General features: G+C 44.1%; 8 protein-coding genes. All 8 read right to left on the bottom strand.

Annotation, left to right across the window (positions count from 1 at the left end; genetic code table 11):
* Position 1 precedes the first annotated feature (1 nt).
* Positions 2-703: a LytR/AlgR family response regulator transcription factor gene (locus tag IGJ26_RS07225; protein ID WP_087627605.1), complete on the bottom strand. Its 702-nt coding sequence runs from the start codon at positions 701-703 to the stop codon at positions 2-4.
* Positions 704-900: 197 nt separating this feature from the next.
* Positions 901-1,362 (bottom strand): hypothetical protein, encoded by a 462-nt coding sequence (locus IGJ26_RS07220; RefSeq protein WP_086317321.1) that lies wholly within the window; start codon positions 1,360-1,362, stop codon positions 901-903.
* Positions 1,359-4,430: a glycoside hydrolase family 3 protein gene (locus IGJ26_RS07215; RefSeq protein WP_228085148.1), complete on the bottom strand. Its 3,072-nt coding sequence runs from the start codon at positions 4,428-4,430 to the stop codon at positions 1,359-1,361. Before IGJ26_RS07215 ends, IGJ26_RS07220 begins: the two co-directional genes overlap by 4 nt.
* A gap of 81 nt (positions 4,431-4,511) precedes the next feature.
* Entirely contained in the window at positions 4,512-6,086 is a 1,575-nt protein-coding gene (locus IGJ26_RS07210; protein ID WP_430599976.1) for an MFS transporter, read from the bottom strand.
* Positions 6,083-8,644 (bottom strand): alpha-L-rhamnosidase, encoded by a 2,562-nt coding sequence (locus IGJ26_RS07205; protein ID WP_228085147.1) that lies wholly within the window; start codon positions 8,642-8,644, stop codon positions 6,083-6,085. The genes IGJ26_RS07210 and IGJ26_RS07205 overlap by 4 nt, the downstream gene beginning before the upstream one ends.
* 10 nt (positions 8,645-8,654) lie before the next feature.
* Entirely contained in the window at positions 8,655-11,039 is a 2,385-nt protein-coding gene (locus tag IGJ26_RS07200; RefSeq protein ID WP_430599975.1) for a glycoside hydrolase family 2 TIM barrel-domain containing protein, read from the bottom strand.
* A 190-nt stretch (positions 11,040-11,229) separates the two neighbouring features.
* The gene (locus IGJ26_RS07195) at positions 11,230-12,240 is read right to left on the bottom strand and encodes a glycosyltransferase family A protein (protein ID WP_194199481.1); all 1,011 of its coding nucleotides are present in this window, start codon (positions 12,238-12,240) and stop codon (positions 11,230-11,232) included.
* Between the two features lie 91 nt (positions 12,241-12,331).
* The gene (locus tag IGJ26_RS07190) at positions 12,332-14,764 is read right to left on the bottom strand and encodes a glycoside hydrolase family 3 C-terminal domain-containing protein (RefSeq protein WP_194199480.1); all 2,433 of its coding nucleotides are present in this window, start codon (positions 14,762-14,764) and stop codon (positions 12,332-12,334) included.
* Positions 14,765-14,864 lie beyond the last annotated feature (100 nt).

Below are 14,864 nucleotides of genomic sequence, written 5' to 3'. Positions count from 1 at the left end.
TTTAGACATGCCATTGTTTCGCCAGTGTATCCATGATCAATTTGCGTTTTCCTCGGCTGATAGGCAACTCTGCTTCTCCAACGATCACAGTCGAATGATTAATACCCGTGATATGCCTCAGATTGACAATAAACCCACGATGGATCCGTAAAAAACGATCTGGTTGTAACTGCTGTTCCAATTCCCGCATGACACCGATCGATTCTAATTCTTGATCCGTTAATTTAAAAATCAATTTATGTCCTTGGCTTTCCACGTACTGAATCGCGTCTTGATTGACGCGATAATAATTCTGTCCGGCTTTAATACGCAGAAAACTGTCTTCTTTCATCTTCAGTCGCTTGATTGTTTTTTTTAAATACTCCGACAACGAATAATAATTAAAGGGTTTAAGGATATAGCCAATTGCATTGACATCATAGCCTTTGACTGCATATTGCGCCGTACTGGTAATAAAAATGACGAAGACATCGGAATCCCGCTTGCGAATTTCCTCGATCGCTGACATTCCATCGATCAATGGTAGATGGATATCCATCAACAGCAAATCAAATTCCGAGTCATAACGCTCTACGAAATCATACCCATCATGAAAGGTTTCTACTTGAAAAACGACTCCTTCTTTTTCTTGAAAAGTTTGTAAATAAGACAAGAGCTGTTGCCGATATTCTTCTTGATCTTCCACGATTCCAACACGGATCATGCGCTCACCAGCCCGCTGCGTTTTTTTATAGTCATAGTATTCAATCTCCCTCCTCATAAAAAGTAAAGCGTTTTTTTTGTCGTTTTTCTTTTTTTATTTTAACATAGTTCGTTATTTGTGAATCGATTGTTTTTACGCAGGAAAAGCATAGAGAACGAACGCTTTCACGTCATCTCTATGCTTTATTTTTTATCGCTTTAACCAGTAACTGTTTTCTTCTGTCCAACATCGAAAAAGGCTGCGATGACAGAGATCAACCAAGTGGCTACGAAGATAACGATGATCATGATGGCTTGTGAGCCCGCATCGAACGCCGCTTCATTGTTCATTTCAAGGTTAGAGCCGAAAATATAGCCAAAGGATTCAAGTCGCATGCTGATGAAGCGCACTCCACCTAAGATAATCAATAAACTAGCTACGATACGGCTGATATCAGCTGCCATTAACAGTGATTTGGTTTTTGCATGAAAGGATAACCCAATCGTCAAAAGCAGGAATACTAGCGCTGCTGCTAACAAATACAAAACATTGACTTGCATGTCTTGATAATACGCTTTATTAACGTTGGAGATATACAAGAAGACCAAACTCGTCGTAAGGACGAAAACCAGCAGATAGATATACAAACTGATTTTTTGTTTCTTTAGCATTGTCATCATTGTTCCGCTCCCTTCTTCTTCATTGAAATAAAGACATAGCCACCAAAGCTAATAACTGCTACTGCAAGGCCGCCATAGATTCCGACGGTCATGGCTGTCTCCCACCATGGCGTAATTCGGATCGTCTGAACATTTTGGGCGGCACTTTGGGCATAGGCATATAATTGATACTTCATGTTTTCTCTCGCTTGTTCAACAAATTGCGCATCTTGGGCTGCCAAATCAACGGTCAGATAAGGCCAAGCCTCTAAGACATTCGCCATCGTCTCATTTGAGGCAAAATCTGCCATCATCGTAACGCCTGCCATAATAATGGATTCTGGACGGAAGTAGCCGTTGTTGTTGACCATATCTGTCGTCAATAAGCCATTAAAGCCCCACTCTTCTCGTAAAATATTGATCAACATTGGGACAGAATTATTCCCATTCGTTGCACCGATCCGACTGAAGGTCACCATTGCACCTAACGCGCCCGCATCCTCAAATGATCCTTGGAAGGCACGTAAATCGCCTTCACGGGCTTTTTGCTCCGTCATATAAGGCGCGATGCCACTTCGTTGTGTTTCTTGATCATTAAATGCCAGATGTTTTGGACCGATTATGATTCCGTAGTCCAAGGCACCTTTGACTGTATTTGCCGACATATAATTAGACAACATTGGGTCTTCCGAATAGTATTCATGGTTTCTTCCGTTGTAAGGGGTCCGATGAATATTAGCTGCTGTCCCCCAAATCAAGTAATTTCCACTCCATAGACCGTCATTACCAAGTAAGTTGCCCCATTCTTCTGCCAGCTCATGACTAAAGGTGCTGCCGATGATCGTAGCATTTGCCATCGTTCCTAGATGGTAATCAGCATTTTCATCCTCTTCATTTAACCCTCGACCACTTAGCGTTGTGCCGAAACCATTCGGACCGTCATTTTGATAAACGAGTGGCGAATTGATTTCTTCAATGACATCACTCGTACTTCCACCTTTAGCGATTCGCGGTATCAAAATGTCTAAAGGAATCTGATTGACTAGCTGATCCCAACGAATATCATCGATGTCAGTGACCCCTGCCATATCAGAAAACATCAATGGGTCTTCGATTCCATCTACATTGGCTTCCCCATTTTCCGTAAATTGATAGTTTTCATTCGCAAGGTTTTGGACCCATTCTTCCACTTTGTCACCGTCGATCGTCAAATCGTCATAGGTTCGAGGAAAAGTTCCTGCCCAATCTTGTCGAGTAAGATAGGTGGCATAGTCTGGTTTGTAGTAGTTGATGTCGGCATCTTCCAGCTGATTCACGATCGCCGTGCCATTTTCAGAATAAGCAAATGTTTCTTCGTCAACGGTTCCTTCTTCACCGATCGCCACACTCACTACCTGAGCTTCATTTCCATCGGTATCATGCCCTTTAGCTGCCAATACTGCATTGACGGCTTCGTGTGCTCCGTCACCAACAGCAAAATAATAATCGCCGCCATCTAAAATATAGCCGCCTAATCCGTCTTTCGCTGTCGAATCCCAGCTGGCCATATATTTCATGTCAACTTCGATCGTGACTACTTCTGATTCTGAGGATTCTAACAGCTCGGTTTTCTCAAATCCGATGAGATTGACAGCCGCCTTTTCGATGTTTCGCTCACGATTATAGTCCGTGTATGGCGCATTAAAGTATAGCTGGCTAGCAAATTTACCGCTTACATTTCCTGTATTGGTAACAGTCACTGTCGCAGTTACTTTATTGTTTTCTTCGTCGATATCGATCGCATCTAAACGCTGGTCAAAGGTCGTATAAGAAAGACCAAACCCAAAATCATAGGTCACTTCATTGGCATAATCCCAAACGTCTGCCCCATCGATCGCACCGACGTTGCTATCGGCTTGTCCACCACCGACCACTGTATCATAATAGCGGGTTTCATAATATTTATAACCGGTATAAATTCCTTCGGCTTGGATCAAGTAGTGGTCGGCAGCTAATGACGCATCCCCACCAAAGCTTCCTAAAGGAGAAGTTGCTGGCAGTTCCCCCATCAAGGATTCCTCAAAACGAATTTGAGATAGATCATCCAACTCAATTTTACCAAAATTCTGCATCGCAGGGGAATTCGCAGTTGCAACAGCATAGGTGTCCGTCAAGCGTCCTGAAGGATTGACTGCTCCCGTCAAAATATCGGCAACACCTAAGAAGCCATAAGCACCAGGGAACCCAACGTACAAAATAGCATCGATGGCATCGTCTTTTTCCAGCTCGTCGATTTCCATCGTCGAACTGCTGTTGATCATAACGATCACGCGATCGAAGTTTTCTTTCGCAAGCTCAATCAAGGCTTTCTCGTTTTCAACTAGACCTAGCGGCGTATCCGTCCCATAAACTTCTTGATCGATGCCTTTTTCTCCAGGATAGTAATCACTGCCCTCAGAGCCTGGTCGTGAAATCACCACAATGGCGGCATCATTATACTCAGCAAAGCTTTCTGTAAAGTCGGAATCATCATTTTGTGCCGTCTCATAAAGATCTGTTGCTGGTTCAGATGGTTCATAAGGGGTTGAAAAATTAGCTGGACGATGCCCGTAGATCGGAACGGTATTCCCAAAACGCTCAAAAGAGCCGGTCTGGATCTCCCCCAGACCATTGTAGATCTCCGTCATCGTAGGATTTAATTCAAATCCTCGTTCCTCTAAAGCTTCTTGAAGATTGATTTGGGAATCGCCAACAACAGTACTCCCCATTGTCCCACCTAAAAATGGATAAGCACTCCCCATCCCCAACAAGGTGACCCGATTCTCTGTTTCCGCTAGGGGCAACGCTTGATTTTGATTTTTTAATAAAACGGTCCCTTCTGCTGACATTCGCTCACCCAGGTCACGATGGGCTTGGATCAGCTCCGCACTAGTTTCGTAATCAGAAGTGAATTTGTCATCATTGATGATTTTAGTGCTTGAAGTCCCAAGGGCACCATCAATGATCGGGCGCCACTGATCCGCAACGCCGGTCAAACCCATCAAAGCACCTGACATTGATAATGACAGTGCAGTCATCCCTCTGCATAGTCGTGATAAATTTTGATTCATGTAGATTTCCTCCTTTTTTTCAACTCATGTTTTCCCTTTGGATACGTTTCTTGAATGGTATTTTCTTATCTACTCCCTCCTTTAGGTTTTCATCGCTTCTTGCGATTGTTTTGCCCGTTGTTCTTCTAAAATCAATCGTTCTTGGGGATCGATCCATTCTCCGCCAGATTGGAGAACCTTTTCCTTCTGACTAGCTAAGATCAGCGCCTGATCTTCTTTCGTGTGCTTTTCTACGGTTAGAAAAAGGAGCAAGATCGCAATACCCGCATAACAAATCAACTCAAACCCTAAAAATGCCCAAACAAGAACGGACGAAACTTGTGCGTTTTGGGTGACAGCAGTCGGGTCATAGCCGCTGAGCGTCAGCAAACTGTTGACTAAGGCATTCCCAACCCCTGTCAGACCTACCATGATCGAACCGTAAACAGACATCGTAAACCCATCGCTACGAAAGCCATTTTTGGCTTCTAAGTGATCCAGTACATCTGAAAGTAGCGCTAGTGTCACAAACATCGCAGGCACAGCACCGATCCCTTTTAAAACCAAACCGATGGCAACCGTTGTGAAATCATGGACATCGATAAAACTGATCAGACCACCTACCACAGCAAAAATGATCCCTAGCAAAACGGAATTGCGTTTACCCAGTTTGTTTGCCAGCGGCCATGCCACCAACATCCCAATTGCGGTCGGTAAACCAGCGATCAAACCTAGTGAGCCCATTGCGACACCGGCAGAGGCTTCGTCGACCACAGAACTAAACATCCAGCGAGCGTAATACCCCATCGATCCGTTTTTTACGAGCCCACCGAACTGGAACAAGAAGAAGTAAGAGATGATCAACCACCAATACTTATCCGAAATACAGGCGGAGAACTGCTTTTTCAAAGAAATCTTCTCTTCTTTGATCGCTAGTTTGGCGTTTTCTTCAGTGATTCGTTCTCGGGTAAAGTAATACTCTAAGAAAATGGCTAGAAACGTCGTGACACATAAAAAGATCATCATCACGCGCCAGTTGTTATAGCTAGCTGCTCGATCGATCACACCCTCCGTCGAAACGAAAAGATAGCTTTGTAACAAGATCGGCACTAAGATACTTCCGCCTAACCCGACAGCCGCTACACCCGAGGCATTAGAAAATGTCGCTAATTTGCCGCGCTGATTACTATCTCGTGTGGATAAGGCGACCATGGAACTATGTGCTGTGTAAAAGAATGGATAGGCTACGGCGTAATAAAAATTATAGGAAAACGCCAGCCAGATCATCTGTAACGTCGGGGATGCGTTCGTTGGTGTAATGAATAGAAATACGATCGCTATCACCAATAACGGTGCAGAAATCAACATATACGGTCGAGCTTTTCCCTGGCTGGTTCGCGTATTATCGATTAATCGACCAACGAATAAGTTACCCAAAATGACAAAGACCACTGAGATTAATGGTAATAAGGCTGAAAAATGCCCGAACTGATTTGTATCTGTCCAACCAATCACATCTGAATAATAACGGTTCAAATAGGCACCGAAGATCGCATTGGAAAGCAATGCCAAAAAAGGCCCAATAAAATATCCTAGAAAAACTTCTTTCTTTTCGACTTTTGCGGTGGTGATTTTAGTCTTGAAGGCGGGCGCTTCAAAGAGTGTTTTGACTTTCATGCGCTGCTTCCTCCTATTGCTTCTGAAAAATGATACTGTCCGTTAGTCAACTGATGGCGCTGACCACTAGGCATTTGTAAATAAGCGGTCGTCCCGATAGGTACCTGCACTTCAATCGAAAAGTAACCATCAGCGATCTGCCAATTGCTGATAATTTCGCCATAACTACACCTTACTTTCGTCTTGGCAAAGGTCAGATCACCACCAATGATCGGTCGCACAGTGAACGCTTGATAGCCGCCTTTGATCGGTTCGATCCCGGCGATCCGCCGATAGAAAAAGTCGCCGACTGCCCCGCTGGCATAATGATTGAAGGAAACCATTCCATTGGTTCCATCATCGGCACCCGTATTACTAGTACCGTCTTCTCTCAAGGCATCCCAGCGTTCCCAAATCGTTGTGCCGCCAGCTTTTACTTGAAAAAGCCAAGATGGGCAGGTATCTGTTAAAAGCATTCGATAGGCTTCTTCTACATACCCATTATCTGCCAATGCAAACAAAATATACGGGGTACCAGGAAAACCGGTGCCGATATGATATTCGTTTTCTCGTACCAAACGTGCCAGGTTGGCTGCCGCTTTTTTCGCATCTGTCTCTGAAAGCATTTGGTAATAAAGCGGTAAGACATACGCAGTTTGAAATTCTTTTTTCACACGGGCATCTTTGTCCATCAGTAATTGGCGATAAGCAGTGGATGTTTCATGAAAAATTTTCTGATAGTACGTGCTATCTTCAGAATAGCCCAAGATCGTTGCAATCTGTGCTAAAAGATTGCTGGTGTTGGCAAGGCTAGCCGTGCCTGTCCATTTGCCCCGCAGCATCCACGTCCAAAGTTTGCCTTCAGGGGCGACCCAATCGCCATAATGATGCAGCAAACGCCAAATTCGTCGGTGCTTGCCAAAGGAAAACAGTTGTGCCCAAAACAGACACGCTTTGTGGTATTTCTTCATCGCATGGTATGTGGTGCGCAGGATTTCTGGATCACCACTACTTAAGTACTCCGCCCATGGAACCAAAATCACGGCATCTCCCCAGTGATCAACGGCCATTGGGATCATGATCTCCCATTGAAAAGGCACGACCACCAGCGGTACGGTTACTGGAATTCCACCACTTTTTCTTTGTTCTGAACGGACATCTTGAAGCCACTTCTCATAAAAACGACGCATATCAAAGTTAGTAGAAGCCGTTCGAGCAAACAAAGCAATATCCCCGGTCCAGCCCATTCGTTCATCCCGTTGGGGGCAATCGGTGGGAATATCGACAAAATTAGATTTTGCTCCCCACAAAATGTTGCTTTGCAGCTGATTCAACTGAGGATTAGAACAAGTAAAAGAGCCGGTTTCCTTCACATCAGAATACAAAGCGATTCCTTCAATGGTGATTGCTTCTGGATCGATTCCTTCGACACTCAGATAGCGAAAGCCCATGTAGGTCAACCGTGGCTGATAGACTTGCTTTCCCTCCTTGCAGGTGTAAATAATTGCTTGCTTCGCAGTCCTGAGCGGTTCGGTAAACAGTTCGCCATCCATCAAAATTTCAGCATGTCTGATCGTTAGTTTCTGACCTTCATTTCCTTGAATGGTCAGCTTGACAATACCGGCAAAATTTTGCCCCATGTCATAGAGCCATTTTCCACTCGGTGATCGTGTCATTGACGTTGGCTCAAAAACCTCATGCTCTCGCACAGGTACACCAATCTGGGCAATGATCCGCGGCTTGATTTTGACTGTTTCAAGGGAAGCTGGTTGCCACGAGCGTTGCGTTTCATGGAACCGTGCATCGTAAATTTCGCCGTTGTAAAATTCCGCCTCTTTTAACGGACCCTCCATTGCTGTTTGCCAGTTTGCATCAGTAACGATCTTCTCAAAAGACCCATCACTGTATTCAATGTGAACCTCCGCTAAAAAGGCTTGTCTTTTGGCATAGACGCGGTTGCGTCGTGCGTAGGTAAACGCACCAGAAGCCCATCCTCCTGCCACGACAACTTCCATTTCGTTGCTCTTTGCCAACTGTTTTGTGATGTCATACGTTTGATACTGCAACTGATGTTTATAAGAGGTGAAACCTGGAGCAAAATAGTCGCGACCAATTTTTTCTCCATTCAGGGTCATCTCATAGATCCCTAACGCTGTGGCATAAATCCGTGCCTTGACAACTGACATTTCACAGGAAAAGGTATGTTTGAAGTACATCGGTTTTGGCGATGCTTTCTTCTTCGTAAAACGATAACTTTCATTGGTGATCCATGATGCTAAAAATGAACCGTCCATCTTCCCCGTCTCAAAATCGCAACTGGCTGCTGCTTGATTTCCTTGATCATCTTCTACTGTCAAATGGACGGTATAGGTGGCGAAAGGCTCCAATGGCGGACCATCGTAATAATGATGGTTCCCACTGGTCGCATCGCACGTCCATTCCCCCAGCGTTAAGACGGCGTTTTTGATCGTTGTATTTTGTCTTTGACTGGCAACGGTATAGGAAAAACAAGGATTGGACTTATCAGTGACGCATTCTTTTTCTAAATCTTCAACAGTAAAACGCGTAATCTCTAGCATACATCCTCCTTCATTTCGTGTCATTGCTTTTTTTCACTACTTCGTTTATCTGAATGGCTGTACGCTCAGACCTACTTCCGTCAGCTGCCATCAGTTCGATTTCGTTTGCTTCAGAATCAGCTTGCACGATCGCTAGTGCTTCGCCATAATAGGTTTTCGTTTTCGAACCAGTATAGCCTTCTGGGTTGTAAGGACAAGCATGACCTAACCCTAATAGCTTACCGCCTTTGACAGAAACCGCGACTTCATGGTTTTCCATCGGCTTTAAAATGCCGTTGCGATCGGTATACCGCAAACGAATAAAGGCCAGCCCTCGAGGAGAAACAGTACTACTTTCAGGTTCAAGCGTTAACTGAGTTTCTTTTTGTGCGGTCACTAAAGAACTACGGCCAATTTCTTGCTCATTTTCGTCATAGGAAACAACGGTCAATGTGCCACTTTGATAAGTGGTCTTGACGACGGTTCGACAATCATTTTTCATTTTTTTCTTAACGACGAGCTGATCATTCAAATAAAGAGCGATTTGAGCCGCTCGAGCATAGACTTCGACTTCGGCTTTCTGACCTTCGCAGCCCGGCCATGTCCAAGAAGGCATCGCATCCGTCAATTTCCATGCGGATGGTGAATGTTTGCCTTTTTGATAAACAGGCTTCACCGCTAAAAGGGGCGTTGTGGTTTTTTCGAATGCCACTTTTGTGTAAAGGGTTTCGCCACCTGCTGCACCGGTGATATCCAAGCGACCGCTTCCAGCGATCAACCAACCAGCTGGACTGGCATTTTTAGGATAGGCATCTTCATAAACCCACGAACCAATACCGGCTTCACCGATATAGTCCATGCCTGCCCACACGAAATCCCCAATAATACGAGGGTGTTTTTTTGCCAGTTCCAAGAAATAAAAAGCATCCTTACAGAAAGTTTCTGTGCCTAAAATCAGGCGCTTTGGATATTTTTTCAGGTCTTTTTTATAGCGTAAAATGCCGTAATTGTAGCCCGCTATGTCCATATTGGCAAATGATTCATAGGTCGTGCGGTCACTTCCTCTGAGGGTGGCCCCCAACTTCATGGTTTTATCGCCCAACAAACCAGCCAGCTTATTATAAAACTCACTTCCGACAGCTTTTTTCTTTTCTTTTTGGGCTTTTTCATCAGTATAGACCCCAAAGCCTAATGAGCTTAGATAATTGAAAAAGATGTTGACACCACATGTTACCGGTCGCGTTGGGTCCAACCCATGCAAGTGTTCCGTTAACTCTTTCGTCAGCTCGATCCCCCGTGGTTCGGCTGTTTCCGAGACTTCATTCCCCGTCGAATAGAGGATCACGCTAGGATGATTAAAATCTTTGTCCACCATATCAGCAAGATCCTGACGCCACCAATCACTAAAATCATTGGCATAATCGTAACGGGTTTTATGGGTGTACCACATGTCGACATATTCATCCATGACCAGCATTCCCAACTCGTCACAAGCATCAAGTAGTGCTTTTGAGCAAGGATTATGGGCTGAACGAATCGCATTATAGCCAGCTTCTTGCAAGAGCTTGACTTTTCGTCTTTCGGCATCTGGAAAAGCAGCGGCGCCTAACAAGCCGTTGTCATGATGTATACAGGCCCCTTTTAAGATGCGACGAACCCCATTGATCAAAAGCCCCGCTTCCGAATCCCAAGTCAGCGTTCGTAAGCCGAATCGAGTTTGATACTGACTGCCTTCATACTCAATTTGACACTGGTATAAGTTCGGCTCTTCTGGTGACCATGCCTTTGCATTGGGCAGCGGTAGGTTGATCTGTGCTGATCCGTCGATCGAGACATTCGTCCTTGCGATCACTTCCTCCCCATCGACAATCGAGACCCGCGCTTCGCCTTTACTGTTGGATTTTAAAGTCAATGAAATCACTGGTGGTTTTGTTGATACAGTAGTGATTTTTATGCCATTTAGCAAAAGATGCTTTTTCGGTAAAACCAGCAGATTGACGGGACGGTAAATCCCTGTGCCAGTGTACCAGCGACTATTTGGCTGATCGGCATTTCGGGCAATGACCTCAATGGTATTTTCCGATCCAAAGTGCAAGAACGCATCCGCTTCGACATAAAAGTTGGTGTATCCGTATGGACGAAAACCAGCCTTTTTTCCATTGATGATCACTTCGGCGTTGCGATAGACTCCTTCAAATTCAAAAACGACTTTTTTATCTTGGTAGTCCTCAGGCACGAAAAATGTTTTCTTATAGAGGTAATCAAGTCCTTCATACCAGCCGATGTTGGCAGCGCCTAAACTCGATTCGCTTCGTGGCTCTTCGCGCATTGCATCATGTGGGATGGAAACAGGTTTCTGATTGTTTGTGCCTAAAACACCACAGACCCAACCTTCATTAAAATTTATGATCTCCAAAAGAATCCCTCTTTCTTCCTCAATTCTTTACGAAACCAATTATAGCGTGCACAACACGCAAAAAAACGCTTTCTCACGAATGGTCGACTTTTTTGCACGAACGGTTATGATCTCCAAAAAAAAGACAAACCTCATTGATTCATAAGGTTTGTCCACTGTCTTGAAATAATCTTATCTGAATTGATTTCCTTCAATTAAAGCCATAAAATTTTTGAGCAAGGTGGTAAAATCCTAAAGAAGCTTTTCGCCCGATGGCACCTGGGAAATGGACGCCGTGTCCTAAGAGACCGAACCGTAAACGAAAATACAGCAGCTGATCACGAGAGCGAATCAACTTCCACAGCTCCTTTTTCTTTAGCAAGCTTTCTTTCGACCCTTCTTTGATCAACAAAATCGTTGAAACAGTTGTGATTGCTTCTAAATATCGACGCATATAACGAGTGAGTTCTTTGCCGGTTTGATCCAGTGAAAGATAGTAATCGATCATTGTCCGGTTGACTTTCAATTGCTGGTCGATACGACTGATCATCACTTTTTCATTGACGGACTGATCCGATCGACCAATATAATAGCGATAAAAATCGACATTTAAGTAGACCATTTTTTTGACGTAGGGCAATGGTTCATAGACATACAGATTATCTACATAAAAGGTATGTTTGGGCAACTGCAAGTTTGCTTTTTCTAATACGCTTTTGCGATAGATCACCGAGTGCATCAATAGGTACTTACTGAACGGAAATCGCACGTCCCCCCAGCCGAATGGTTCATTTTCTGGCAAGAAGCGCTGATAATGAATGCAACGCTTGTTTTTCTTCCACTGGGTTTCATAGACGTAATTACTAATAACCATATCGACCGAATTTGCCTGTGGATCGCTTGTCAAAAAGATCAAAATTTGTTGGTAGGCCTCTTCATCTACCCAATCGTCGCTATCTACGATTTTGATGAAGGTGCCACTAGCAACCTCTAAACCCGTATTGATCGCTTGACCATGGCCGCCGTTTTCTTGATGGACCGCTTTGATTTGCCTTGGATAAGATCGCTGATAGCGTTCAGCGATCGCTCCGGTTTGATCATGGGACCCGTCATTTACAATAATGATCTCAACGGTCTCTCCCCCTACTAATAATGAATCAATACAGCGTTCCATATAATCTTGCGAATTGTAGCATGGAACAATTATACTTAAAGTTTTCACACTTGATCCCTTCCCCACATTTAACTTTTCTGCTTCTTTCCCCAAAGTGTTGCAGCAGATTTATTTTTGTCTTTTGAAAAACATGTAACGATCAGTGAAGCTGCGATAGTTGTTTCTTGTACTTCCTTTGAAGCTTTTTGTTACGGATAAATGCCCGACAAAGCCCGAAGCTTCCTTTGAAGAAGTGCCCGTTGCATATAATCAACAATTGGTCGATCATTGCCATGCTGACCATCCCATTGGTCATTTTGGCGATGCCACGAAACGGCATGTTCCAAATGAATAATAAGTTTAGATCCAATTTTCCTTTTTTTTCGTTGCGCTTCCTCATGGTATTCAAGACAAGAAAAACCAAACGACCTAGAGGACTTTTTGCCTGCTGCAACTCTGCAATAGTACTGTTTTTGGCTAATGGCTGATCGCTTGATTCTTGCGGTAATGGTTGGTTCAAAAACTGTGCAAAATCATGTAGCGTTGCTTGTTCGATCCGCTCAGGATAAATAGCTTGTTCGTTCACCGTTCTTGGTCGTAAAGTGGCGGCTTTCTGATCGATCAAAAGCGTGCCTTGAAGTTGGCTCTCTTCACAATTCCCACCAATAAATAGGGTATATTCTCCTGCCTCAACTGCCCAGCAATTTTGTTGGCTGTCATAAACACGAAAGGTCTTATCATCAAAAGGCAATCTGATCGTGCGTTTTTCACCACTGGCTAAGGCTACTTTTTTGAATCCTTTTAATTCTTTTTTCGGTCGCATCAGTTGACTGTCTTTCAAACCAACATACAACTGGACCACTTCTTCACCGTCTCGATTCCCAACATTTTCAATTGTAAATTTTACTTGATTTTCTTCAATGATTAAACCACTATAAGCAAATTCCGTATAACTTAGACCGTAGCCAAATGGAAACAAAACTGGTTTTTTAAACGTGTCATAATAGCGATAACCGACAAACAGTCGCTCTTTGTAATAAGCAAAACGACCTCTTGCTGGGAATTCTTGACCGAACAAAACATCGTCATAGGAATATGGATAACTTTCTGCTAGTTTTCCGCTCGGATTATATCGACCGAAGATCACATCCAGCATCGCAGAAGTGCCTGCTTGTCCACCTAAGTAGCCATGAAGCACACCAGCAGCTTTATCCAGCCAGGGCATTTCAACAACCCCTCCCGCAGATAAAACAACAATTACTTTTGCAGTCGTCTGACAAAGTTTTTCAATCAACTGATTTTGATTTGCGGGCATCGCCAACGTCTCACGATCGATCCCTTCACTTTCATAGCTCTCGTCAAGTCCGGCAAAGACCAGCACAACCTCACAGTCAGCTGCTAAAGAAACAGCTTCTTCGATCAATGCTGCTTGTTCTGTTGCTGTTTTACTACTACTTTTTCGGACATAGCCTTGTGCATAACCTGCCATTTCAGGAGTATAATCGCCAATCTTTTCTAAAATCGACTCGACTTGTTTCGCATTTACCATCGAAGACCCCGCACCTTGGTACCGAGGTGTTTGAGCAAAATCGCCAATAATTCCAACCTTTTGCTTAGGATTTAAAGGCAAGCAGTTGTCATCATTTTTAAGCAGAACCACGCTGCTTCTGGCTGCTTCTCTTGCGATTGTATGATGCTGTGCCCAATCGATCGCATCTTTCCCAGTTTGTTTCTTCGTCTCTGAGAAGACCACTGCTAGCTCAGCAACCCGTACATCAAGCTCCGCCTCAGCCAAACGATTCCTTTCAATTGCTTCAATAATTTCTTGTGCGCCAGCGATCCCTTGCCCTGGCATCGCCAAATGACAGCCATTTCTGACCCCTTCAACATGGTCATTATCCCCGCCCCAGTCGGAGACAACAAAGCCAGCAAATCCCCATTCATCTCGGAGAATCTCTTGTAATAAGCGTTTGTTTTCATTGGCGTAAATGCCATTGATCATATTATAGGCGCTCATGATACTTTTAGGTTTTCCTTCAGTGACGGCGATTTCAAAATTTGTTAAATACATTTCTCGTAATGTCCGCTGATCAACGATGGAATCCGATGCCATTCGTCTCGTTTCTTGACTATTGACAGCAAAATGCTTCGGGCAGGCAATCGTCCCGTTTTCTTGAATACCTCTGATATTTGCAGCCGCCATTTTCCCTGCCAAATAAGGGTCCTCACTGAAATACTCAAAATTGCGCCCGCCTTTAGGATTTCGCTTGATGTTCAGACCTGGACCCAAAACGACATCAACCTCTAACGCTTTTGCTTCTAATCCAATACATTCACCAACCTTCGCAGCAAGTTCACAGTCCCAGCTGTTTGCAATTGTTGCCGCCGGCGGAAAACAAGTTGCTGGAACGCTTTCATTCAGCCCCAGGTGATCTGCTTCTCCCATTTGTTTACGAATACCGTGCGGACCATCTGCCATAAAAATCGATGGACAGATCGCTGGCAGCTCATGTGTCTCCCAAGTATTTTTTCCTGAAACAAACAATGCCTTTTGTAAACGTGTTAATTCTGCGATTTTTTCTTGGCTATTCATCTAAACCCAACTTTCTGCTATGTATAAATCATACGTCTATAAATCTACTAGCAGTAGTTTATCATGGAAACGCCAAGCAATGAGCGCCCTTTCATGAACG

This window comes from Enterococcus sp. AZ095a, from assembly GCF_050546735.1.
Taxonomy (GTDB): domain Bacteria; phylum Bacillota; class Bacilli; order Lactobacillales; family Enterococcaceae; genus Enterococcus_D; species Enterococcus_D entomosocium.
Note: the sequence above shows the minus strand (reverse complement) of the source record. Positions and strands in the feature narration are given on the sequence as shown.